The 24,040-nt window shown below is 59.5% G+C and carries 15 protein-coding genes and 1 pseudogene; 6 read left to right on the plus strand and 10 right to left on the minus strand.

Going from position 1 to position 24,040, the window contains the following annotated elements:
- Positions 1 to 78: 78 nt before the first annotated feature.
- Entirely contained in the window at positions 79 to 291 is a 213-nt protein-coding gene (locus GJ699_RS15580) for a hypothetical protein (protein ID WP_154377766.1), read from the minus strand.
- Between the two features lie 52 nt (positions 292 to 343).
- Here GJ699_RS15580 and GJ699_RS34600 point away from each other — a divergent pair.
- A pseudogene (locus tag GJ699_RS34600) lies at positions 344 to 520 on the plus strand (IS5/IS1182 family transposase); the annotation flags it as partial.
- A gap of 6 nt (positions 521 to 526) precedes the next feature.
- Here the strand turns inward: GJ699_RS34600 and GJ699_RS15585 are convergent.
- Both GJ699_RS15585 and GJ699_RS15590 read right to left on the minus strand, forming a co-directional pair.
- Entirely contained in the window at positions 527 to 6,265 is a 5,739-nt protein-coding gene (locus tag GJ699_RS15585; RefSeq protein ID WP_154377768.1) for a CHAT domain-containing protein, read from the minus strand.
- A gap of 9 nt (positions 6,266 to 6,274) precedes the next feature.
- Positions 6,275 to 7,168, minus strand: coding sequence for a hypothetical protein (locus GJ699_RS15590; protein ID WP_154377770.1), 894 nt, complete (start codon positions 7,166 to 7,168; stop codon positions 6,275 to 6,277).
- 319 nt (positions 7,169 to 7,487) lie between these two features.
- Here GJ699_RS15590 and GJ699_RS15595 point away from each other — a divergent pair, with 319 nt between their 5' ends.
- Both GJ699_RS15595 and GJ699_RS15600 read left to right on the plus strand, forming a co-directional pair.
- Positions 7,488 to 7,781 (plus strand): LysR substrate-binding domain-containing protein, encoded by a 294-nt coding sequence (locus tag GJ699_RS15595; protein WP_229262115.1) that lies wholly within the window; start codon positions 7,488 to 7,490, stop codon positions 7,779 to 7,781.
- Positions 7,782 to 7,847: 66 nt separating this feature from the next.
- Positions 7,848 to 8,660: a DUF2971 domain-containing protein gene (locus GJ699_RS15600; protein WP_154377776.1), complete on the plus strand. Its 813-nt coding sequence runs from the start codon at positions 7,848 to 7,850 to the stop codon at positions 8,658 to 8,660.
- Between the two features lie 352 nt (positions 8,661 to 9,012).
- Here the strand turns inward: GJ699_RS15600 and GJ699_RS15605 are convergent, their stop codons facing one another.
- The 3 genes from GJ699_RS15605 to GJ699_RS15615 all read right to left on the minus strand — a co-directional run bounded on the left by GJ699_RS15605 (position 9,013) and on the right by GJ699_RS15615 (position 16,097).
- Positions 9,013 to 10,689 carry a M61 family metallopeptidase gene (locus GJ699_RS15605; RefSeq protein WP_195763553.1) on the minus strand — a complete coding sequence of 559 codons (1,677 nt, stop codon included), beginning with the start codon at positions 10,687 to 10,689 and terminating at the stop codon, positions 9,013 to 9,015.
- A 117-nt stretch (positions 10,690 to 10,806) separates the two neighbouring features.
- Complete coding sequence (locus GJ699_RS15610) at positions 10,807 to 13,134, minus strand: TonB-dependent receptor (protein ID WP_154377780.1); 2,328 nt, start codon at positions 13,132 to 13,134, stop codon at positions 10,807 to 10,809.
- 302 nt (positions 13,135 to 13,436) lie between these two features.
- Positions 13,437 to 16,097, minus strand: coding sequence for an aminotransferase class V-fold PLP-dependent enzyme (locus GJ699_RS15615; protein WP_229262116.1), 2,661 nt, complete (start codon positions 16,095 to 16,097; stop codon positions 13,437 to 13,439).
- A 266-nt stretch (positions 16,098 to 16,363) separates the two neighbouring features.
- Here GJ699_RS15615 and GJ699_RS15620 point away from each other — a divergent pair, with 266 nt between their 5' ends.
- Genes GJ699_RS15620 through GJ699_RS15630 form a run of 3 tightly spaced genes read left to right on the plus strand, consistent with a single transcriptional unit; the run spans position 16,364 to position 19,333 of the window.
- The gene (locus GJ699_RS15620; RefSeq protein WP_154377784.1) at positions 16,364 to 17,776 is read left to right on the plus strand and encodes a S10 family peptidase; all 1,413 of its coding nucleotides are present in this window, start codon (positions 16,364 to 16,366) and stop codon (positions 17,774 to 17,776) included.
- The gene (locus tag GJ699_RS15625; protein WP_154377786.1) at positions 17,766 to 18,914 is read left to right on the plus strand and encodes an aminotransferase class V-fold PLP-dependent enzyme; all 1,149 of its coding nucleotides are present in this window, start codon (positions 17,766 to 17,768) and stop codon (positions 18,912 to 18,914) included. The genes GJ699_RS15620 and GJ699_RS15625 overlap by 11 nt, the downstream gene beginning before the upstream one ends.
- Before the next feature lie 14 nt (positions 18,915 to 18,928).
- Positions 18,929 to 19,333 (plus strand): RidA family protein, encoded by a 405-nt coding sequence (locus GJ699_RS15630; RefSeq protein WP_154377788.1) that lies wholly within the window; start codon positions 18,929 to 18,931, stop codon positions 19,331 to 19,333.
- Between the two features lie 40 nt (positions 19,334 to 19,373).
- On the opposite strand, the gene GJ699_RS15635 is transcribed toward GJ699_RS15630, so the two are convergent.
- The 4 genes from GJ699_RS15635 to GJ699_RS15650 all read right to left on the minus strand — a co-directional run bounded on the left by GJ699_RS15635 (position 19,374) and on the right by GJ699_RS15650 (position 24,039).
- Positions 19,374 to 20,087: a helix-turn-helix transcriptional regulator gene (locus GJ699_RS15635; protein ID WP_154377790.1), complete on the minus strand. Its 714-nt coding sequence runs from the start codon at positions 20,085 to 20,087 to the stop codon at positions 19,374 to 19,376.
- A 78-nt stretch (positions 20,088 to 20,165) separates the two neighbouring features.
- A complete protein-coding gene (locus GJ699_RS15640) occupies positions 20,166 to 22,388 on the minus strand; it encodes a glycoside hydrolase family 3 protein (RefSeq protein WP_229262117.1) in 2,223 nt (740 codons plus the stop codon).
- A gap of 377 nt (positions 22,389 to 22,765) precedes the next feature.
- Positions 22,766 to 23,569 (minus strand): DUF4198 domain-containing protein, encoded by an 804-nt coding sequence (locus tag GJ699_RS15645; RefSeq protein ID WP_154377792.1) that lies wholly within the window; start codon positions 23,567 to 23,569, stop codon positions 22,766 to 22,768.
- Positions 23,566 to 24,039, minus strand: a complete 474-nt coding sequence (locus GJ699_RS15650; RefSeq protein WP_154377794.1) for an EF-hand domain-containing protein — start codon at positions 24,037 to 24,039, stop codon at positions 23,566 to 23,568. Before GJ699_RS15650 ends, GJ699_RS15645 begins: the two co-directional genes overlap by 4 nt.
- Between the last annotated feature and the right edge of the window lies 1 nt (position 24,040).

The raw sequence follows: 24,040 nt of genomic DNA on the forward strand, positions 1-24,040 counted from the left end.
CGGTGATTATCAGATTTCGCCGCAAATCAACAATAAGCAGCCCGTTCGGCCGTCATCACATGTCGATTCAGCACAGCCTCAAAAAGCCTCAATACGGTCAAGATCACCAGTGTTGCTTCCCATGTCCCGAATGGCGCTGCGCGGACGTGCACTGCCATTGCTATAGATATCGGTGACCCTGTAGCCCCTCGCATGGTCCGGAGGTAGCAAGTCGCATATCCAGCTTTGACGGACTTCACGCTTGCTGTCTTTGAGCACCTCAATGCCTGCCAGGATCAGCTTCCCTTTCATGTTCATGGCTGCCAACCCTTGCATGGTTGTGGGCAGCGCTGGAGCCGTTGACATCGAAAACAAAGATCGTCTAGGCCGGCACCGCTGGGGCGCTGCACTAACATACTCATGGTTCGCCGGTTTTGGGAAGTCGCGAATCCGTTTTAAACGCCGACTCGAAATTCGTAAAGCGCTGCTCTCACTAGCTGGTGCGATTATAACTTCGGGCTGCTTAGATGACTTGTGTTAACGGCTCTTAGTAGCTGCCGATAGCAACCAGACCCGCCCAATACTCCGGCTCGGTCAAGTCGGCATCGCGAAGTCTGCGGCGCGCGGCGCTCATTGCATGTGCCATATCTAGGCCCCTCGCACGCTCCTCGAAATAGAACTGAAGCGCCAGTTGCGTGGTGTCGCTATTAACTGCAGCCATCGCCGCCACAACACGCTCGGCGCCAGCCCTAATGAAGGCGCGTACAAGTCCTGAAAATGCGCGTTCATCGCCATATTTGGCCGCACTGGCGGAATTGCATGCGGCGAGGATGACTTCCTGGGTATGCAGGTTCAGGCGGGCGATATCGGACGCCAACATCACCGCTTCGCGCGGGCCGCCCGAGGTATTGGACATTAGCACAATTGCGGGTTCTTCGACGCCAACCAGGATGGCCGTTTCCGATGGCAAGAGGCCGTGCGTTGCCACGATCATCACCGCGTCCGTGTTTTGCGCTGGGCCGAAACCTAGTGCCGTAATGCGCTGCCTGGTCGCCGACTTTCCGGTTAATAGCACTTTTTTACCGGGAGTGCCGGGGAGCGCGGGCCAGCTTTCATGTAGTGTCGCAAGTTGGTCGATACTACACATCCTGTGTTGTAAATCGGCGTTGGCGGTATCGCCCATCACGATGGGACGATTGCACTCAGGCCCGCCTGAAAATTCAGGAGGCCCAAGCTGGATGACGCGCTGTACGCTGGTGGAATCGGCTGCGGGCTGGAGGCGGCCCGCAGCCATCGCAAACGACCAGACAAAACGGTCATCCAGCCACAAGGGGGCGGGGTGTGTCAAGGTTGCGCCCTTGATTGCGAGTGCGGAAAACGGCAACGCTTCGAGCGGCCCGCGGGCGATGATGGCCAATTCTTCAATCTCCCCCAGCTGCTGCTTGAATGGCGCGAATAAGGCGTGATACAGAGCGTCGCCACCTGACGGAATGTGGAAGGTAGCAGAGGGGTCGAGCCGTTTGCGCACTTCGGCGACCATGGCGGAAACGGGAGCGCTCCCCAAGGCACGGCCTGCCTCAGTCATTTCAACGATGGACATGCCATTCTTGGCAATTAACGCAAGATAAGTCGCGTCCCGTTCAGTCACGGCCAGTAAGATCGCCTTTTTCGGCGACAACGTGGCCGTTACGCCCGCCAGATTCTCTGGTGAGGAGCGAAATTCCACCAATCCTCCCTGTGCAGTCGTTAGCGTTTTCCAGGCAGATTCTGCACGCACACGCTCCTTCATGGTACTTTCCGTGTCGTTGCCAGTCGGAATTCGGGGAAATGCGTCATATTGTGCCATCGCTTCGGGCAGTTGCGCGATGGCTGCCGCGAGAAGCGGCCCGGATGACTTCTCGATCTTTCCTGGGCAAAGCCGGGGAATGTCGAGTCGTCGTTCAATGCCAAGCTGCAGCCACCAGGGAGCGATGTTTTGGAATCGCTCGCGTCGCTCCTCCTCCTCACGTTGTACCGTTTGTTGCGCATCGCGCAGTGCCGTATCCAGAATTCCCGCACGCTGTAGTGTGGTTGACAATTCGAGTGCGGTCGGACTAACGGTGGCAGCTTGCATGATTTTGAAAGCGAGATCCTGGCGTGCGCGATTGTCCGCCACAATTGCACTTCCATGACGGACCAGCAGCAGGGCAAGCAATGGGCGCTGCGCTCGCCGAAGGGCTTGGTGTGCCGCAGCCAGTGGCTGCTCCACTGCGGCCCATCTGCCTGGAACTTTGCCAGTTACAGCCGCAAGATCCTCTACCATATAGCGCGTTATCTGACCCGCAATCGTCAATGCACCCGGGATATCCTCGCCCTGCATTGACGGTTGCATCTGCGTTTGCGTTTCGCGGCCGTCAATGGCGTTTGCGGCGATCAGCCAATCGAGCGCCGCCCGCGAACTGCCCGCCGCATGTGCAATTGCAGCATGCAGTCGAAGCAGCGTGGCTTGGGCGGTGGAACCATCGTGGCCAAGGCTGGTATGAGACAGGGCATCGATCAGGCCGCCATGGCGGTAGAGAACAGCCGCGTCGACTTTCGCAAGATGAGACAACACCGTTTCTAGGAATTTTTTATCCGACAAAAATTCAAGCTCTTTGGCAAACTGCGGCAGATGCTGCCGCAGCAAATCCAAACCTTGGTTTGGATACCCTGCGAGAAACAGGGCATTGGCGCGAACACTCACGGAAATGGATCTAAGTTGCCCTGCCATGTGCGTCAACGACGGCATGCCCGCCTTGTTCCACGCTTTTATCGCTTCGGGATCCTGAAAGATGATTGCTTCCAAGGGAGACAAGGTGAACGCGCGCTCGAACGCTTGCGACTCGCCCGACAGCCCGAGTTCATTCGGGTCCCTGTCCCAGTGCAGCCAAGGCTCCATGAGCGTTCCCCGCACGTTGCGCGCGCGTTGTATGGTGCTTTGCCAGTCGCCCAGGCATGCGTGTCCGATAGCGACATCGAGAACGCGCGCATTGCCCACAGTCACGGAAGCCGCCTTTCCAAGCGATGCCAGCGCTGCCTCTGCCTGCGCGAGCAGCTTCCGGCTGGTCGCGCGGTCGCCCCGACTTAGTGCCTGTCTTGCAGCAAATGTTGCGACAGACACAATTTCCCGCTTGGTAACCGCGTCGGCTCCGTCGATTGCAGTGGCAAGTTGCGGCGCCAACTCTCCATCCGCAACGTTGATTTGTGTTGTCAGTATGTGCACAAGAGCGAGCCCGGAACATTCGACACGCCTACGCTGCAACTTACAGATTTCCTTGTAAGCACTTTCACTTAGCTGCCGGGCGTAGTCATGCATGCCTGCCGACACCAGCGCGAACAGGGTGCTCTTCAGGAGTTCGAACGATGAATTTTGAAACAGCCGATCTGATTTGAACGTGCGCTTGTCTTCGTCGAGCAGCGCATAGCTGTCCAGCATCCGCTGTGCCACAGCGTCGGACACAGATGGCCGCCGCATCGCGCGGTTATCCGCAGCCCAGTAACCGTACAAACGTACACGGTCCATATCGGCGTCAGATTCGGGGCTAACCGCTTGGCTGAAGCGGCGTTCTGCCGCTTCGGTGTCGCCGCAGAAAAGATGCGCCTGCGCGAGGCGGTATTGCAAATGGACTGGCAGGCGTGCTCCTTGATGCTGGTCTATCGATGTCGCGATGCGCTTGATGGTTTCGACCTGTTCCTCCGTACAAGTAGTTCCCGCCGGTGCCGCAGCTGTCTCGCGCACCACACGGTTTAAATAGAGTTCGTTCGCTACATTGCTTTCGTTGAACGCAAGTTCACCTTGGCCGATGTGATCCACGGACTGCGCCGGGTCAAATAACGCCTTGCCGTCGTCGTCGTATTTCAGTGAGTCAGGCTTGATGCTCATTAGGCGCCCGGCTAGCGTGTCCTGAAAGCGTTGCGCTGGCGTGTCTACCGCCAAGCCAAAAGCATAGGCCATCGCAAGGCGTTCGGTCGCGGTGGCAACCAGATTGTCGTCCAACCCAGTTGCCTTCACCACACGGCTGCAAAGGTGCAGCACTTCAGGGGCAAAGGACAAGTTCAAGCGGTCAAACTCATAAAGCAGTTGACGGTAACGCTCATTTTTTTGCGCACGCTTTGGACTAGCTTCGATGCCGTCGATAACCGCCTCAATCATGCGCACCCGTTCGGGCGCATTGTCCGGTAACCGCGCCATTTCGAGTACGGCCTGTGCGAGTTCCTTCGAGAGCTCCAGGTCCGCGTCAGGCGGGAACGGTAGCGCGTGGAAAGCACCGAGCCGCTCCCCCTGAACTGCCGGCATCGGAGTCTGTGACGGGCAGAGCGCCGGTATGCCGGGCTTTGGCTGATAAGCTAATACCGCGTGTTCCTCCGGCGTTAATGCGAACCAACCTGTCGTCGGGGAGCCTGCTTGCTGATATAACCCGCGCACGGCGCACAGGGCGTGCGCGGTATTGCCAGGCTTAGACGGCGCCCCGGCGCGCTGTATGATGGCCGCTGCAATGACAAGTTCGGGCACGGACCTCGCAGCGTATCGCTCCAAGGTCAATTGGCGGATGAGCCTCTCCATTCCAGGCTGGTCGCGTCGACCGAGTGCCAAATGCGCTCGGATGAGCGGCAGCACGTGTTGCAGAAACTCGTCATTGAGCGTAATTGCAGCGGTTTCGATCTGTGCCAGGAGATCGTCGACTGCCGGGGCTTGGTTCTGTGACTGCATACGGGCTACTGACCAAAGGAGCCTCATCTTTGTGTCAGCGGACAGGGTTGGGGACGCCACTACTTCCTGTACTGCGCGTTCCGACAACGGTATCTGAGCCGGTACCAATGCTGCATCCTGCACCTTCAGCAGCACATGGATATCATCTTGGACTTGGACGACAGCGGCGGCCCGCGCAGTCAATTGCCGCACCGCTACCAATGCATTCGGAGCAGTGGCCCGCAGTGCAAGCTCCGTCAACCCCACCAGGTCACTGCGCAGCACCGCTGAAAAGTGACCGCCCGCTTCAGCAGAATCAACCAGTGGACGCGTGATGAGCAGGGCGCGCGCGAGTGCCTCGTCGAACAGCCCGCTATTTCGCAGTATGTTGACTGTCGCACGGGCATCCTGACGACGCAGCGACGGATCCATCGGGATCGACGCTGCGTAGGCGCGCGCATACAGCTGCCCCATCGGAGAGGAAGCGAGGGCCGGGACTTGGATCATCAAATAAACGCGTCTGTCAAAATGATGGGCCGTCGTCTCGCCCAACTGGTCACTCGTGGCCTGCTCAAGTGCGCTTTGCAGCAAGCCACTTGCACCAAGAAATTGCTGAGTAGTCCACTGCTCAACGTCTCTCACGTCATCCTCCGCGATGGTTTCCAGCCCGTGAGAATCGTCGATACGGCGCCATACTTCTTCCCGTTTTGGCGAGCCGGTGATGAGATACTGGCGTGTCTCTAGCACGGTCAGCAACCGTTGCAGATTATGGCGCACTGACAAAAGCTGCGTCGACATACGACTCTTGCTTTTTGATTCCAGTTCTTGCCACTGATCGACAATCGTACGCGTCTGCTGCAACACAACGCCAAATATGTCGAACCCATATCCGTTATCCAGCCCATAGCTCACACCTATCAGCAGCATCCGGACTTTTTCCTCGTCGCTGAGTTTCAGACTTGAGGCAAACCGAAATTGAAGTTCCGACGCCCATATACCGAATCCGCGCTCAGCGGCAATGCGCGCGAGGGCCTGCAATACGTAAACATCCTCAGTCCATGCCAGCCCTCGAATGGAGTCCAATGTCCGCATGAAATCGGAATGCGCTTGGCGCAAACAACGTGTTTCCGGACGCCGCATGCAGTACCCCAATGCCAGCGCAGGGCGAACCAGCCGTGGCCCATCGGCCATCGTGTATGGCCGAAAGCCGGCAGCGAGCTCGTCGAACCGCTGCCAGTCTCCTTTTGCCGCAGCGTTACGCGCAAACAAGTCGAGCGCGAACTGCGCGACCGTCGATTTCAAGTTTTCGAGTCCAGCGACAGTAGCGTCGACATCCGCTTTAGCGAAAAATATTTCCGCCTCTCCGATGCGGTTCTGGGCAATGCGCAGGCGGCCAAGCGCGGCGAGCGTCCAAACCCGTTCTTCCCTATTCAGGGGTTTCTTGCTTGGATTAGTTTCGAGCCGCGCGATGAGCGCGCGCTCATCCAGCTTTTGCGGAATGCCAGCCTGGCACAGCCCGCACGCCAAGAGGCATAACATTGCCAGGAGCAAGGTCGGCGATGCGCGCGTCCACGCCATTACCGGTACTCAGTCGTCGGTGAGCAAAGGATTTTGCTCGCCTGCCGTTGCATTGTAGACTTCCTTGTAAATCAACGTCATTCCCTTGGCATCGAGTGCGGGATTTGTGGATGCTGGTTGCCAGAGGACTTTGCGGACCACTGGCGAGCCGCCGGTGCCCAGCGTGGTGCCGGTAATGGTAGTGGGCAAAAATGCGACCCGAGCCGCTATAGGAACGGGCTGCGTCGACTCCACCAGAATTTGATTGCCTGACGTATGCTTGACACCAAGGTGACCGCTCGGCCCCAATGCCAGAGCCCCTTTGACTTTCTCAAATTCAGCCCCTACGTCAGCATCCTTTCCAATATCAATTGCCAATTTTTTCTTGGCGTAGAATACTTCCTGCAAAACCAGCAACGGTTCTTTCACTGATGCAATGTCAAGTGCCTTGCCCTCGACAATGGCAGCCAAGAACGGGCATTTCGCTTTCGAATAAGTGTTTTTCAATTCCATGGTCGAAGCGCTTACGTAATACTGATCGGTGAACACGATGGACAGCCGTGTCGCGGCGGAGGCCTTTCCTGAAGCAAAAACGCTGACGAGCCGTTTGAGGCCTAATCCGAAATTACCTTCGGTTTCCAAACTGATGGAGACTTCCTGCAGCGTATTGCCAAGCTTCGGCTTGGACAGGACCAATCCAGGAAAACAGTCTGCGCGGCGCGCGTAGACGGCGCCTCGAACATCGAGCACGTCGCCGACCTCCTGGCTGCGGGGCAAAAATACAGGTACCAAATTGTCCTGCGAAAAATGCTGCATTAACTCGTCACGCAAGCGTGTGCTTGTACCACCCGGTTGTGCCAAAGCTGAACCTGCCCACAGCGCCAAACCTAGCCAAATAATTCTTAGACAATTTGGAATCAGCATGATGTACTCTTGCACTTTGGTTATGAAGTTATAGAAATAATGCGCCTAAAAGAAAGTGTGCAGTTATCGTGTTATGTGAAGTAGTGTAAAAACAACGGTAATCTTATTACAATGTTTCAACGAATAAAACACCTCGGAAGCACACTGAGAAATTGGTTGGTTACTTGCTGCCGTCGCCAGAAACCATGCTGCGCCACGTCCGAGCGGCAGAAAGCGCCTCTTCTGACGTCCGCAATCGCGCAACCGGTATTGTGCAAGTGAGCGCCCCCTCGTGCTAGCGAGCACAGCTTTGCCGGAGGCGATACGGGAGCACCAGGCCTTGCGTCCTAAAGTCGTCATCCGCGTCCGCGACCTCGCCGTCGATGCATTGGCTGGCGCCGTGGCGGCCGGCGATGTTGACTTAACCATTGGTCCTGACCGCGCGGCATCAGACAGCATTAATCAACAAACCGCCTTCACCAGCTTATGGGTCTTGTGGTACGCGCCATCCCATTCGCTCGCAAAGAAAAGAACCTTGAAGTGGAAGGATTTGCTTGGGGTGTCATTGGTGGCCGCAGTGCTGCTGAAAATAGACACGACTACGAACGCAGCCGAACTTCCAGATGAATTTTGATGACTCGCGTCAGTGCTAATTTCCATGCGATTTTTCGCAAATGCTGCGCACTAAAAACAAACTACCATGGCATTAATCCACTATACCGACCTCAACGCTGTCGTATCGATTTTAACCGAACCGAAACTTAGGTTCACCGATTTAAGATATCTGAATGACAAGGCTGAGTTTAAGCATGGCGTGGAACAGCTTTGCAACGCCTTCACCATTGTTATGCCAAGTTGGATGGAATACCACCCGAGGTCTAAAGCAGCCAGAGAATATGTGCACAATGCGCTCCAAAGAGCGGTGTCGGACTTCTCTCAATACAATCCGTACTTTGTTATGTCGTTGAGCCGAAGGTCCGACTTGTTGAGCCAATGGCGAGGATATGGTCATTATGCTATCGAGTTTAACGAGGAGGAGCTTACTCGGCAAATCCCGAGCTTACGGGAATGTATCTACGGGGAAACCGAACAGCAGCAGGCTGCACTGCAGTGTCTGTCAGATGCAATCATCATAGTTAGCAAAGACTTTCAGAGCAATGACGTCGTCGGCATAAAAGGAGCCGAAGCGATAACAACACTCTATGAGCTTGCCTCGACTTTTAAAAATGGCGGCTTCGTAGAAGAGCAAGAAACAAGACTAATCGTTGATGAGGTGCCCAACGGGGGCATACAGTACCGAGTTCGAGGCCAAATGCTCATACCGTACATCGAGCGCCCTATTACGCTCGACTGCATAAAAGCAATCCACGTGGGCCCGATGGCCGACCAAGGCGCAGCGCTCCTCTCGATGAGAGGATTTTGCGAACGAATCGAGCGTGATTGGCAGATAGAGTCCTCAAACATAGAATACTGGATAGAGGTTATCGGCTCAAAAATACCATTCCGTGCTTAATAGCTACTGAGTGTCAACATACTGGTAGCATTCTATGTGGGATGGTTAACAATCACGAATGTAGCGCCACTCTAAGCAAATCTCAACGGAGCGAATACTTAGAGAAGCGCAGTTTTTACAGTCATTCTCTGTCAATCGAACGTGCCCGGAGGCGCTGAGACAGCTCAATTTTTCCGTCCAAGGACCAGAGACGCGGCTTTGACTTATAGTGCCCCCCCTGATAGCCATTACAGATGCCCCGACAGCTTCATAATTCAAAGAATGGCTTAGCAACTAAGTCCGTAGCCGCAAGGCTATCCGACGGCACAGCGTGGGCCGGTCGCCTTTCACCGGCCGCTACGTGTGAAGACTGTCAGTAAGCACAAGCGCTGTCGGGCAGGTTGCCGGTGCGTGCCCATTGGTAGGCGTCGACGGTTTCGGCGCGTGGCAGATACGTGATGGTCAACGGTTTGCCGTCACGCTGGATCTCCAGCGTGAGCATGGCGTTCTGCTGGCCTTGGATCATGTCCTGCGGCACCGGCTTGGTGATCGCGTCGCCATTGCGCAAGCCTGCTTTTTCAGCGGCGGAGCCTGCGACCAGGCCGCGCACGATGCGTTTCGGTTCAACCAACACGGCCGGTTCGAAGCCGAGCAGGTAGCGTCGCATTGGTTTGCTGGTGCGGGTAAAGCATGGGCCGAAGCCCTGCGCTTCCGGCAGCATGACGGCGCCGCTTAGCATCGCATCCAGTTGTTTCACGCCGGCGTCACCAAGGTGCTGTTTCAGCAGCGCGCGCCAGGCGTCCAGGTTGACTGGCAGGGCGCGGTGTTCCCGCTCCAACATGGCCAGTAACAGCGTGTCGAGTGTGACCTTGCCGTCCGAAGCGGCGCGTAGCGTGCCATCCAGCACGGCGAAATACATCGAGCCGCGATCGTAAGGCAGCACGCGGATGCGGGTGTCGAGCCAGAAGTTGGCGGCGACTTCGCTGTTTGGCCTAGCGATCATCGCGTTGGTGTAGTAACGGCCAGCGGTGTCATTGAGATCTTTGAGGAAGTCATCTGGTGTGATTTGTCCGGCGCGCAGCGCCAGCAGGCGCGCGTAGTAGACCGCCAGGCCTTCCCCGTACCATGAGCTTTCCAGATCGCCGTCGATATGGCCGGCAAACGTGTGGAGCATCTCATGGGCGAGCGTAATCTTCACGTCCTGTAGATCGGTCTTGGGTCCAAAGGTGGTGACGAAGGAGTTGGTGCCAAGACTGACACCGCCGCCGGCATTGACCAGGTTTTCGCGCATGAAGACGACATACGGCGCGGTGCTGGGGCGGCTGAAAAATTTCTCGTAGTAGCTGTAGAGTTTTTGCTCGGACGCCATGAGGTCATGCAGCTCGAATGGCGGTTTGCCGTACCAGGCCGAGAAGAAGCCGGCGGCCGGTGCGGTGTTCGGATACACCTGTACCTTGCCCGCCATGAAATAGCTCTCGCCCATTTCATCGGCGCCATTCACGGCAGGTGCCACATTGCCTGGACCAAAGCTGGAGACACCGATTGCGCCTGGCGCGAGATTGCTGAGATCCCATGCGACGGAGAGTTTCCACGGTAGCTTCGCTTCCGGCAGCAGCAGGAAGGTGGCGCCCTGGCCGGAAAAGGCGCCTGTGTCGGTGCGTAATTCAAGCGGCGGCGCGGCGCCGCGCGTGGCCAGAATATCGGAAATGGGGGCGCGGTAATGTACGACCACCTCGCCGGAGGTGGCACGGTCGGCTTTCCAGTGGCGGCTGGCGCCCGCTCCGGTGTCATCCACGATGGTCAGCGACAGCGGCCCTTGTCCGTCCTCGGCCGACAACCCGGTGAGCGTTTTTGCGATGGACTCGACATTGGAGGTGACCAATGGCATTTTCAGTATGGGCTGCCCCGCCGGTACGCCTGGACCGTTGACGGTGATCGTGACATCCAGCGCAGGTATGTGTTGATGCGCATCCGGCGCCAGTGGCTTCAAGCGCACGGCGAGGGCCGCGTCAGGCGTGGTGGCGGCGATCGCGTTGGCGCCTGCGGTCATCAGCAGCGCAAAAATTGAAGCGTATGCCCTCACATCTTTTTTCATGGTATCCCTTATGCGGACAGTGTCGGGCTAGCCATCCCGACACTGTCCATGGGCGGCGTCATGCCGCAGGTGTTACAGGTCCCAGGACAGCGTCGCGCCGATGGTACGTGGCGCGATCATGGCCGCGCCCAAGGTGGCGGAGGTGCCGCTGGAGAGCGATGCGGCGCGACGGTTGGCGTTGGTGTAAGCCACCTTGTCGCTGAGGTTGTGCACGTAGGTCGTCAGCGTCCAGTTGATGCCTTGCAGACCGAGGTTGAGGCCGTAAGTCGTGTAGCTTGGCAGATGGATGCGCGGCACAGTGCTCGACTGGACGAACTCCATCAGACGATCGCCGACATAGTTAGCGTTGGCGCCTACGAACAGGTCCAGATTGTTACCGACGGTGAAGAAGCGGGTGACGTTGAGCGCCGCCGTCTGCTTGGCCGAATACGGCAGGCGATCGCCGCTCAGACCGTAGGCGGTGGAACCTTGCACAAAGCCGGGAATGTCGCTGGCCAGTTTCGCGTCGGTATAGGCGTAGGTGCCTTTGACCTTCCAGTCCTGCGTCGGCAGCCAGGTGCCGCTCAGTTCCAGACCGGTGCTGGTGGCCTTGCCGGCATTGGTGGTGTACGACGAACCGTAGGTCAAGTCCACTTGCGACAGTTGCAGATCGCTCCAGTTGATGCGGTACAAAGCCGAGTCCAGGCTGAGGGTCTGGTTCAGGAAAGTGCCTTTGAAACCCAGCTCATAGCTGTTGAGCGTGTCGGATTTGTAGGATGCTGGTGCGGTCGATCCGGACAGAACGCCATTGTCGCCGCCCGGACGGTAGCCCGACGACACACGCAGGTAGGCCATCAGGTTTTTATCAAACTTGTAGCGTGGCGACACCAGGTAGGTGAAGTTGTGGTCGCGGTTGACGCCGCTGGTCACATCGGGATCGGTCAGCGCGCCGCCGGACACCGAATTGCTTGAATATTTACCGCGCGCGAAGCGCACACCGGTCTGAATGTCGAACTGTTCGGTGAAGCGGTAGGTGGTATCGCCAAACAGCGCGGTGGTCTTGTAGGTGCTGCTGTCTTCTGAGGTCAGCAGCGCTGGATCTTCGACCACCTTCTGCACCAGTTTTTCGGCCAGATAGAAGTTCTGCTTGCTCTGCACCCGTTCGCTGCTGAAGAACAGGCCGACCAGCCATTGCAGTTTGCCCTCGTCCTTGGAGGAGAGACGCAATTCTTGCGACGGGGTTTGGCTGTTGTAGCCATTCTGGATCAACGCGCCGGGGTGCGCCAGGCCGAGGCCAAAGGCTGCGTTCAGTCCAGGCGCCGCCGAGCCGATCGAGGTGTACGACACGTCCTGCAGCGCGAATTGACGGTGGGAGTTATAGCCAGTGATCGCATCCAGCGTGGCGAAGCCCAGGTCCGCGTTGACTTTGAATGTGGTGATCTGGCTGCGCGCGTCGTAGGTGTCGGCGCCAACCACGCGGCTATGTTCATAGGTGCCGTAGATTGGCGTGAAATCGTAATGCACGTCCGAATACGGGCTGGCATCGGTACTGGTCATCTGCATCGTCGACGAGGCGCGTATCGTCACGTCTTTCGAGACCTTCCAGATGGCGGCGATGCGCGCGCCTTTCACGTCCGAGTCGTTGGTGGCGCCAGAATTGACGTCCTTGATGAAGCCGGGGTCCTTGCGGCGGAAAGCGCTGATGCGCAGCGCGATGTCGTCGCCGATCGGCTGATTGATGGCGAAGCGGCCAATGAAGCCGTTATCGCCGTGGGAGACGGTGCTGCTCCCCACTTCAATGCGGCGCGTGGCGTGCTTGGTATCGGGATCGTTCATCACATATTTGATCAGGCCACCCATGCTGCTGGCGCCGTACAGCGTGCCTTGCGGACCACGTAGCACTTCCACCTGGCGCAGATCGGATGGGTCCAGATCAGGAATCACGCCGGTGTTGGTGGCCGAGCCGTATGGCACGTCGTCGACCACCACGCCGGCGGTCGGACGCACGCCGATACCGCTATCGGTGCCGATGCCGCGCATCACGATCGCGCTGCTCATATAGTTTTGGGTGTAGCTCAGTCCTGGTATTTGGGAGAAATAGTCAACCAGCTTCACCATGCCTTGACTACTCAGCGCTTCACCGTCGACCACTTCCACCGAGATCGGCACCTCCTTGACGCTCTCGGAACGCTTTTGCGCGGTCACCACCACGGTCTGTACTTTGCCATGCGTATCGGCGGCGGCAGTGGCGGTCGTGTTGTCATCATCGGCCCAGGCGCCATTGGCGACCAAGGTGGCGCCGCACAAGCTGCCATACAAGGCGTATCGGATCGCGCGGGTCAGTGGCGTGGGACGGGAAACACCACCTCGATCGATAGCAGTTACGACAAATGAAGAATTCGTTTTGCTCTTTTGCATCATGTTCCATCCCAATAGGTCGTTATAAATATGTGCGTTGAACGCGTGAACCGATGAATCAACAATTAGTTTATTACTCTACGTTCTGTTGATATTCTATGATCAGATTTGCGCAGGGTGCAAGCCAAATCGCTGGTTTAGAAGGGAATAACGCAGTCAAAATACAACGGATTGTTGAAGCGATTGAACGAAATGTCATGTCGCATATTTCGCTCGCCATAACAGTGCAAATACGCGGTTCAAGTGATCGGTTTGGTGCACGGATTTATACGACCACGCACCAAAATTCAACGTGTTGTTGACTATCAGCGCGTAATAAAGCGTCGCAATGTGGCGGCGGCGGTGGCGCGGTTTGCATCGTCGTACACGGCATGGGCGGAATCGAAGGTCACCAGCTCCATGCGGCTACGCTCTATGCCGGAGTGCAGCAAGCTGTAACGCTGTTCCAGCACGGGCGTGGCCAGATCGTAGTAGCCGTTGATCAGCATCAGTTTGGCCTGCGGTTTGGCCTTCATGAATTCAGCCAACGAAGGCGTGGCTTGGCGCGCGGCGTTGTCTTCGTACTTCGCCGTCGGTGCGCGCCAATCCCAGGCAAAATTCAGCTCCAGGGTCAGGCCGATGTAATCCTGATCGCCCTGCCAGCCGGTGGCTTGTTTCAGGTAGTCGCGCAATGGCGCATTTTTGATGACGTTGGATTTACCCATGCCCAACGCCGGATCATCCGCTGCCTTGCTGCGCCCTTCCACCAGCGCCTTTTCCGGCTTGGGCGCGGTCACGCGGGTGTCGATGCGGCCGACAATTTTGCCGGGCACCAGTTGCTCCAGAAATTCCTGCGACGGCACCCGCAGATTGAAGCCGGCCACCACCTCCGGCGTCAGGCCAATCAGCGCAGCCATGCGCCTGGCGATGCGATCGCGCTCGGTCGCGGACAGCTCGCTCCCCTGTTGCAGCGCACTGGCATAGTCGCTCTGTGCAAATGCGCGGGCTTCTTCAAATACCTGGTGGACGGTGCGGCCCTTGGTCTTGATCTTGCCATGGGCGAAGGCGGTGGCGGCCATGGTCGGCAGTTCGAAGATGAAGGGCAAGTCGTTGCCCAAGCCAGCCGTGGCGGAGATGTCCAGCAATGGCGAAATCATGATCAGGCCACCGACGTTGAGGTCTTTCAGGCTGCTGGACATGGTGGCCAGGCGGTAACCGCCGTAGCTCTCGCCGATGATGTAAATCGGTGAAGCGGTGCGTTGGTGTACGTTCAGCCAGTCGCGGATCGCGGCTTCGGCCGCCTTGGCATCGGCTTCCACGGTCCAGAAGCTTTTGGCGCCGCCCGGCTTGATCTCGCGATTGAAGCCGGTGCCGACCGGGTCGATCAGCACCACGTCGGCAGCGTCCAGCAGCGTGTCCGGATTATCGCGGAACACGCCCTTGGCCGACAACTGCGGGCCAAGCAGGCCGGTATGCAGCATCGAGGATGAGGCGCCGGGACCGCCGTTGAAGGCGAAGATCACCGGACGTTGCTCCGGCGCGGTCACGCCTTCGCGCAGGTAGCTGATGGTGGAGATGGTGGCCTGCTCGGCGCCAGCGCTGTCCTTCAAAACCAGTTCGCTCCAGATGGCGCGGTAAGAAATCGCACCGCCAGGCAGTTGCAGGGTGTGGCGCACGCCCTCGGCGGGCGCTTCGCCGGCGTGCAGCGGCGGATAGCAGGTGGCGAGAGCAAGCAACAGCGCGGTGGTGCGCAGGGCGCGAGGGAACGATGGCATGTGATCAGGACTCCGTGGTGGGTTAGGCCGCGCGGCCGCGCGGCCGAGCGTGGACAGCAGATACTCGATGTCGGCATGCGTGTTGAAAACTGAAGGCGTCACGCGGAAGCGGTTTTGCGAGACGGTGATGCGGATGCCGGCAGCCTTGAGACGGGCCGCCAGCTTGGTGCGCGCGTCCTGCAGCGCGCAGGTGACGATGGGCGCGCCCGACTCCGGCGGCGTGATCACCGTGTAGCCCAGGCGTGGCAGTTCTTCCTTGAGTTGCGCGGTGAGCGTGCGCGCGTGTGCTTGAATGCGCGCCACGCCCAGCTTGTCGATATAGTCCAGCGAGTAGTCCAGCTGCGCCATCACCGGATGCGCCATGGTGCCGTGGGCGAAGTGGCCGGTGGCGTTGTCGGCGTAAGCATAGTCCACCACGCGCGCGCCCGGCTTGTCGAATGGGTAGATGTGGCTGTCGAAGGCGCTCATGCCGTAGTAGCCGTATTCGGTGCGCTTGAGTTGCGCCTGGGCGGCTTTGCTGGCGTAGATGAAGCCCAGGCCAAATTCGCCCATCAGCCATTTGTAGCTGGCGCAGGCGGCGAAGTCGACGCCGCTGGCTTTGACGTCGACCGGCACGCAGCCGGCGGCATGCACGATGTCGGCATACACCAGCGTGCCGTTGGCGTGGGCCAGGTCACACACCGCTTTCAGGTCGTGCTCAAAGCCGTTGATGGTGGAGACCAGCGACAGCGCGATCAAACGGGTGTCCTTGCGCAGCGCGCGGCGAATGTCGTCAAGCCGGATGCGGCCATCGACCGCCTTGATCCAGCTGACACTCGCCCCTTGGCGCGCCATCTCTTCATACAGCGGCAGCGAGCCAAAGAAGTGCAGCTCGTCGCTGATGATGTGGGCGCGGCTGGCCGGCAGATTCAGGCCGCGCAGCACCATCTGCTCGCCGGCGGTGGTGCTGGTGACGAAGGCTACTTCATCGGGATCGGCGTTGATCAGGCGCGCGAACTTGGCGCGCACTTTGTCTTCATCGAACTGGGTGGCCGGCGCGTCGGGGTCCAGCATGCGGTGGGCCAGGTAGCCATCGACCGCCTGACGCCCGCCTTTGCTGAGCGGATGCTGCGAGCCGGAATCCAGGTAGCACAGCTTACCGGTCAGGAAGGATGCGCGGTCCGGAAGCGACAGTGCCGCTGAAGTGCTGCCCTCTTCTGCGCGGCCAGCCAATGGTAGGCCAGCGGCAGATAGTCCTATGGCTGTAAGCAAGTTTCTGCGAGTGAGTTTCATGGATTTCTCTTTGCAAGCTGGCGATAAAATGCGATCGATTCTACATATTTTTTAGGACATATCAACAAATTGTTGTAATGTTGTTTTGCGAATTTTCGTTGCTTGACACTCTGTTGAAATGACGGTTAATATCAACAAAATGTTGTCATATATTACCAAGTGTTTAGATCGGCAAAAGCATGAAAAAAATACTGTTGGCAATTACCATGGCTTGGTCTGGAGCGGCACTGGCGGCAGTACCAGTGGATACGATCAGCAAGCCGCAGTCGGGGGTGTTCAACCAGGTCAAGGTTGGCTACACCGCTAACCTCGAGCACATCCCGGTTCGCGACGACAAGGCCGGAACCGCTGCCGATCTGGTGGCGTTTTCCTATGTCGCCAGCAAAGCGCCGGTCACGCGGCCGGTGGTCTTTATTTTCAACGGCGGTCCGATTGTGCCGTCTTACTTCCTGCACATTCTGGCGCTGGGCCCAAAACGGCTGGCGATTCCGGATGATCTGAGCACGCCGCCATCGAGCTTCAAGCTGGTCGACAATAGCTACTCGCTGCTGGACGTGGCGGATCTGGTGTTCTTCGACCCTGCCGGCACCGGCTATAGCCGCGTGACCGATGGCACCAAGCCGGAAGCCATGTTCTCCACCGACGCCGACGCGCGCCAGCTCACCAACCTGGTACAGGAGTGGTCGCGCAAGCATGGCCGCACGGCGTCGCCCAAGTATCTGCTGGGTGAAAGCTATGGCACCATCCGCGCCGCCGTCGCCGCGCAGCAGATCGCCGAGCTGAAAGAACCGCAAAACCTGCGGGGCGTGATCCTGCTGGGGCAAGCGCTGAACATCGTCGAAACGGTGTACCGCCCTGCCAATATCGTCAGCTACACGGCCTCGTTGCCAACGCTGGCGGCCACCGGCTGGTATCACGGCAAGGTGGAGCGGCGCGGCCGCAGCTTTGAACAGTTCATGGACGAAGTACGCCTGTTCGCGCGCACCGACTATCTGGTGGCGCTGTACCAGGGCAGCGCGCTGGACGTGACCGAAGAGCGCCGTCTGGCGGCCAAACTGGCCGACATGACCGGCCTGTCGGCCGAGACCTTCCTGGCCAGCCATCTGCGCATCTCCAAGCCGCAGTATCGCAACCAACTGCTGAAAGCCGATGGCGCGGTGCTGGGCGCGAACGATGCGCGCTACAGCGGCCCCGCAGGCAAAGGCGATCCGGCCGATGCGGTGGTGCCGGCGGTGGGCACGGCCTTCAAACAATACATCAGCGCCACGCTGGGCGTGCCGGCCGATGGTGACTACCTGACCGAGTCGCCGGTGCGTGGCCTGGACGACTGGCGCTGGGGCGCCACCACGCCGTTCAGCAACTGGCCATACATGGACAACATCGGCAAGGCGATGACGCTGCTGCCGAAGCTGAAGCTGGCCATCGGTGTCGGTTATCAGGATACGCTGACCACCGTCGGCGCCACCGAGTATGCGGTCAGCCAGTCCAGCTGGCCGGCCAATCGCACGCACTTGTACTACTACCAGGGCGGGCATATGTTCTACACCATCGAAGCCAGCTTGAAGCGTCTCAGCAGCGATCTGCACGCCATGATAAAGGACGCTGGCGATGACCATTAAGCCGCTGCCGCACCGCGATCGTTTCGAGGTGCGCGGCACCTTCCTCAACTCGGCCTACACGCACCCGATGAGCCGTGCCAGCGCGGACGCGATGGCGACCTATGTCGACTCGCGCATGGCGAATGGCCTGGCCGACGGCTACAACATGATGGACGACCGCAATCAGGCCAAAGCGCTGTTTGCACGTTTGATCAATTGCGATGCGGATGAATTGTGCTGGGTGCCCAGCACCATGGTGGGCGAGAACCTGATTACCGCCGGCATGGATCTGGCCGGCCGCCGCGCGCACGTGGTCACCGATGCCGCGCACTTCGAAGGTTCGCTCTATATGTACGAGCAGCTGCGGCACGCTGGCGTGGAAGTGACGGTGCTGCCGCTGCAAGACAACGGCATCGACTTGGATCAGCTGGAGCAGGCGATCCGGTCGGACACGCGCTTGGTCGCGCTGTCGCTGGTGTCGGCGCTGAACGGCTTCCAGCACGACCTTAAGGCGGTGTGCGCGCTGGCCCACGCCAAGGGCGCGCTGGTGTTTGCCGACATCATCCAGGCGGCTGGCGCGGTACCGATCGATGTGCGCGATAGCGGCGTTGATTTCTGCGCCTGCTCCACCTACAAATGGCTGATGGGTGATTTCGGCGTCGGCTTCCTCTACGTGCGGCGCGACCGCCTGGATCAGTTGCGCCAGTCGCAGTATGGTTACCGCCAGCTGACGCGCTTTGGCTCCAATTTCCTGCCCTTCGAATCGCCGGCCGATGCGCTGTTCAGCTTTGACCAAGGTACTGGTAGCGGCGCGCGTTTTGAAGTCGGCACGCTCGGTAATGCCGCAGTGGCGGCGCTGCGGGTGTCGCTGGAATACCTGCTGGAGACCGGCGTGGACGTGATCCAGGCCCACCGCGCGCCGATGATGGCGCGCCTGCAGGATGCGCTGCCCGGCGCCGGCTTCATTCCGCTGACACGGCGCGACAGCGGCGGCCCGATTGCCGCTTTCGCCTGGCGCGACGCCATGTCCTTGCAACCGCGCTTGCGCGATGCGGGGATCAACATCCAGCTGTATGCGCATCGCTTGCGTGTGTCGCCTTCCGTATTCAACTCCATGGACGATATCGAGAAGTTGATTGATGTCCTGACTCACCACTGACAGCAAGGAATAGCATGACCCACCTGAAAAAAACCAGCGGCCCGGTAGCGGAATTTTATGCGCCGGAAAACAACCGTTATCCGTTCTCGGAAGCGGTCCGCGTTGGAGACACGATATACCTTTCAGGACAGATCGGCATTAACGCGGGCGGCCTGGTGCCCGGCTTTGACGCGCAAGTGAAGCAGATGATGGATAACGTTCAGGCCACGCTGAAAGGACTGGGCCTGGGCATGGAACACCTGGTCAAGTGCTCGGTGTTCATGGACGACATGGACAAATGGCCGGCCTTCAACGCGATTTATGTGTCGTACTTTGACGCTGCGCGCCTGCCGGCGCGCAGCGCCTTTGGCGCAAGCGGTTTGGCGCTGGGTGCGGAAGTTGAGATAGATTGCATCGCCATGGCGCCGGCTGCCGCCTGAAGTAAGAAGACACCAACCGCCGCCATTGCGCGGCGGTGATTTACGCCGATTCGTTTTGGCGCAGCGCCTCTAAATAGTTATAGATGGTGTAGCGGGTCACACCCAACGCCGCAGCGGCGCGTTCCACGCCCCCTTTGACGATAAAAAGTCCCCGCTGCTGCATCGTGAGCACGGCCTGGGTCTTCTCGGCTTTGCTCATCATGGTGATCGGCTTGCCGTTGCGTCTCACCGCGTCAGCAATAATCTCCTGCATCAGAACATCCATCTCGGGCTTTTCACCCGCAGGCTGCGACGCCAGCAATGCCGGTCGCAAAAACTGTCCGAGCCAGGCATGTGCCATTTCAAAATTGCTCATGTCGGCGTTCAAGCATAAAGCCGCAAACGGATTACCCGCGCTGTCTCTGAAAATCACCGTGCCTGATTTCAATGGCCGATGGCTGGCACTCACGGTCTCATACCCCTCGATGACCGAGTGCACCGGATCGCCACTCTTGGACAGCTCCGCAGTGGCGGCCGCGAATCCCTTATCGTCTTTGGGCCCGTTCAGAATCGATGCGCCGACGCTACGGCCGGAGATGTGACCGTTAGCGATGGCGACCACCGAGCCGTCAGGCTTGGTGATATCGTGCAGCACTACTTCAATATGGGGACCAACGATTCCACCCAACATTTGCACGATCGGATGCAGTCCGGCCATGATCGTTTTTCGTTCCGCAACGATTTCCGGCGATAACTTGGGGCGCTTAGCTTTCATTGTCGTGACTAGCAATAATTATTAACATCACTATATCAACAAATTGTGGTCTATGCGCACAATTTACGCCGGCGTGGCCTAGTAGCTCAACCCGTAGCCGTAAGGGTACAACGTGTCGGCTGCCGGGTATCCGGGCGCGTCGGGATCGTTGTCGATCACGGCTTGCAAGCGGTTGGCCAGCGCGAACGGTAGCTTGCCTTGCGGCTTGACCTGCCCGCTCAGCACATCCAGCAGCGCACGGTCGGAAACGCCAAAGGTCGCCACCAGCGCGCCGGCCGAGCGCAGGCCACTGGCCTCATCCAGCACATACGGATTGCGGAAGTAGATCTCCAGCACCGTGCGTTCCGCGCCCACCTCGCGCATCACCGCCTGGATCTCGGCCAGCGATGGCGAGATGCGCCACGACTGCGCCTGCGCCATGGTGCTGAACGACAGGCTGTTGACTTCCCACGGCAAGGCGCCGCCGAAGATCAGCCCCATCGGCCGTCCCGGCGCCAGCTCGGCATCGTCGGCACAGCGTGCATTGCGCGCCGGCGCCAGCTCGCAACCATCCTCCGCGCCCCACACCTTGCCAGTGCGCGGATTGAGCTTGGACGGATCGGCGCCGCTGTCGGCACCACGGGTGCGGTAGCCGCTGGTGTTCACATTGCGCACCACCACCCGGATCAGCGCATAGTCATGACCGGCCGCGCTGGCACGCGTCTCCCCCGGCGCCGAACCATCGGTGACGCGGAAGCCGTGCCGCTCCGCCTCGGCCCGGTCCACACCCATGGTGTACAGCTTGGCGCCGGCCTTCAACGGCAACAGGCGCGCGCCGTCCTTGACGCCATTCTGCAACAGCACCACCGACTGCTGCTGCACTTTCAGCCCGGCGGCGCGCTTGTCAGCGCTGCCGACCACCGCATCGGCGCGCGCGGCGTCGACATAGGGATTCTCGAACAGGCCAAGCTGGAACTGCTCGGTCAACAATCGGCTGGCGGCCAGATCGATGCGCTGCTCGGTCACCAGCCCGGCGCCCACCAGCGCCGACACTGTCGCCGCCTGATGGAAGCCGGACAGCACATCGGTGCCGCCATTGACCGCCGCCGCGATCCGCTCGGGCACCGTCAACTGCTCCAGTCCCCACGCGCGGTCACTGACAATGCCGGTGTCGGAATTGACATTACCCTGGAAGCCCAGCTGCTTGCGCAGAAGATCGTCGACCACCTGGGCGTTGAAGGCGAAGCCAATCTGCTTGTAGTCCACGCCCTCATAGCGCAGCTGGCGCGGCACGCCGTAGTACGGCATGATCGACGACACCCCAGCCTTGATCGCCGCCTTGAATGGCTTGAGCGCGGCGTCGAACTGGCCGGCCGGATAGGTCTGCCATTTGCCGAACGAGTAATGCGGATCGAGCCCATCTTCCTGCGGCCCGCCGCCGGGGAAGTGTTTGATGGTCAGCGCCACCGACGACGCCGGATTCAGCGCCCCACCCTGCAAGCCCTCGACCAGCGCTGTGATGATGTCGGCGCTGAGATCCGCGTTTTCGCCAAAGGTCTCCTGCACCCGGTGCCAGCGCGGCTCGGTGGCCAGGTCGGCCTGATAACCGTACATGCCACGGATGCCCAGCGCGCGCCACTCCTGCCCCATCACCCGCGCCAGCACCCGCGCCGGTTCAACGCTGCCGGCGCCCAGCACCGCCGCCGCGATGCCCGGTTCCTTGGGGAATTCGCTCAGCACTCCGGCGCCGCTGCTGATGCCGAAGCGCGGATCGGTGTCGACGTGGTTGCGCGAGTTACTCTTGAATAGCACCGGTATGCCCAAGCGCTGCGCCTCGGCCAGCGCCTGCACGCTGTTGATGAAGCCGGCCATCTGGCCGGGCGTGACCGCAGGCCCGCTCATGCCGCCGCTATCGGCTGGACAGGCGGCGGCGCCGGCCACCAGATTGCGCAGGATGAAGCGCGTCATATGCTCGCCGCCGACCAGCGCCTGCGCCTGCGGCGGCAAGGCGCCATCGCAGCCGGCGTTGAGGGTATCGATCAGCATCAGGCCCGCCTTCTCCTGCAAGGTCATGCGCGCCACCAGATCGGCCACCCGCTGCGTGGTCGGCAGGCGCCAGTCCTCATACGGTTCCAGTTGGCCGTTGCCATTAGCATCGCGGAATGCCAGCCCGTCGACCCGCAGCACCGCCTTGCTGCGCACGCCGATCTCCGGCTGCGCCGGCGCCGCAGCCAACGTGACATGCAACGCCGCGCCCAGCGCGACGACCATGGCGCGCCGCACCCGTTGGCGCCGGGAATGCGTGTGATGGAAGGTTTTCATCGTGTCTCCTGCTCGGAATTATTATTTTAGTCAAACGTTTAACTAATAAAGCGAGCATAGACGAACTGCGCCCTTGAGCGCCAAACTTTTATTGGGATATCTGCTATCTGGAAAATGGATAGCGGAGCGCAGAATAGGTCGGCGCGCTCCACTCCGTCTATGCAAAAAACCGCGATTCACTGGGTAATGCCGCCAAGTAAGCGCTGTCGTCCCGGCGAAAGCCGGGCGGTCCTGCGGCCCATGCTGAATTTGCCTGGCATGCGCCCTATGGATTCCGGCTTTCGCCGGAATGACGAAGGGCGATCTCGGCTTAACTTAACGGCATTACAGCTTGACGCTGGCTGTTTGGGCACGGCAGCGAGTTCGCGTCACCACGATCACTGATCCAATACGCGGAACGTCAAGGTGTAGTTGTTACCGTACATCGGCGCGGCGGCACCGGCTGGTGCTGGTGCCTGATAGCGAATCAGCGCCAGATAAATGCCCGCTTTGGTCAACGGCAAGGCGACTTTTCCGTCCGCATCGGTGGACACATTTTGCACCGTGCTCTGGCTGGCGAAATCCATCGGCGAGCGATAGACGCTGACCTTTTGATTCGGCAGCGGCTTGCCGTCGTATTGCACGGTAAAGTTGAATTTCTCGTTGACGAACAAATCGCTAGGATGGGTGACGGCGACGATTTCCAAGCCCTTCCCTACCGGTGCCAGCGCTTTGGTCGATGGCTTGCCGGCGGTGACATAGGCCTCGGAAATCGACAGCGACTGGTAGTGGCTCAGCAACTTGGCATCGGCCGGAATGACTTGCTGTGGATCGCGCGCGGATTCGACTTTGCCATTGCGTTCCCAGGTGCGGAACACGGCACCCAGTCGCGGGCCGGTGCTGAGGCGATAGGTGCCTTTCTCATCGGGCAGTTTTTGTTCGGCGACCGTGCGTTGCTTGAACTGGTGGATGTCGCCAAACGGAATGCGCTCGCCTTCCGGCGTGACGATGACAAATGCGGTGTCGCCAAACGCCACGTCCGACACAAAGAATTTCTCGGTGAAGCCGGCATCGACGCCGATCATCTCTTTCGGCTGAATGTCGAAGCTGTTCGGCAGCAGGAATGGCGTATGCGCATGCGCGCTCAGCGCGACGAAGCACGATGCGGCGATGAAGGTGCGCAGCAAAATTGGGCGTTTCATGATTTTTCTCCATCCGTTTTATCGACCTTGCCATCGCCATTGGTGTCGGTCCGTTTGAACGTTTTGTCGGCGATCGCGTTTTCTTCTTCCACCGTCAGCTTGCCGTCGTGATCGGTATCCAGAATATTGAAGCGCACATGGGCCTGCTTGATCGAGCCGGCGTAGCTGTCGTCCTGGGCACGGCCGGCGTACTGCTGCTTCAGGCGTCCTTCGAACTCGGCCACGTATTCGTCTTCGCTCAGCCAGCCGTCGCGATTGGTGTCGGCCGCCGCGAAGCGCTGCTTGCGTACCGCGTCGTATTCCTCGCGCGTGACCACACCGTCGCGGTTGGCGTCGTAGCCGCCGATGAATGCCGACAAGCCATGACCGCCCGCCGGCGCCGCCGGCCCTTCGGCTGCGGCCGCCGCAGCGGTTGCCGTCATCGCGGCAACCACGGCCGCGATGACGAGACGACTTTTCTGTGTTTTCATG

Origin of the sequence: Duganella guangzhouensis, assembly GCF_009674535.1 — a bacterium.
Taxonomy (GTDB): domain Bacteria; phylum Pseudomonadota; class Gammaproteobacteria; order Burkholderiales; family Burkholderiaceae_D; genus Rugamonas; species Rugamonas guangzhouensis.

Coding starts and splice junctions, on each gene's coding strand:
- GJ699_RS15635 (WP_154377790.1), bottom strand. CDS start 20,087: ATGAAAGCTAAGCGCCCCAAGTTATCGCCGGAAATCGTTGCGGAACGA.
- GJ699_RS15610 (WP_154377780.1), bottom strand. CDS start 13,134: ATGATGCAAAAGAGCAAAACGAATTCTTCATTTGTCGTAACTGCTATC.
- GJ699_RS15605 (WP_195763553.1), bottom strand. CDS start 10,689: ATGACCGCAGGCGCCAACGCGATCGCCGCCACCACGCCTGACGCGGCC.
- GJ699_RS15625 (WP_154377786.1), top strand. CDS start 17,766: ATGACCATTAAGCCGCTGCCGCACCGCGATCGTTTCGAGGTGCGCGGC.
- GJ699_RS15620 (WP_154377784.1), top strand. CDS start 16,364: ATGGCTTGGTCTGGAGCGGCACTGGCGGCAGTACCAGTGGATACGATC.
- GJ699_RS15650 (WP_154377794.1), bottom strand. CDS start 24,039: ATGAAAACACAGAAAAGTCGTCTCGTCATCGCGGCCGTGGTTGCCGCG.
- GJ699_RS15640 (WP_229262117.1), bottom strand. CDS start 22,388: ATGAAAACCTTCCATCACACGCATTCCCGGCGCCAACGGGTGCGGCGC.
- GJ699_RS15645 (WP_154377792.1), bottom strand. CDS start 23,569: ATGAAACGCCCAATTTTGCTGCGCACCTTCATCGCCGCATCGTGCTTC.
- GJ699_RS15590 (WP_154377770.1), bottom strand. CDS start 7,168: ATGCTGATTCCAAATTGTCTAAGAATTATTTGGCTAGGTTTGGCGCTG.
- GJ699_RS15580 (WP_154377766.1), bottom strand. CDS start 291: ATGAAAGGGAAGCTGATCCTGGCAGGCATTGAGGTGCTCAAAGACAGC.
- GJ699_RS15600 (WP_154377776.1), top strand. CDS start 7,848: ATGGCATTAATCCACTATACCGACCTCAACGCTGTCGTATCGATTTTA.
- GJ699_RS15585 (WP_154377768.1), bottom strand. CDS start 6,265: ATGGCGTGGACGCGCGCATCGCCGACCTTGCTCCTGGCAATGTTATGC.
- GJ699_RS15630 (WP_154377788.1), top strand. CDS start 18,929: ATGACCCACCTGAAAAAAACCAGCGGCCCGGTAGCGGAATTTTATGCG.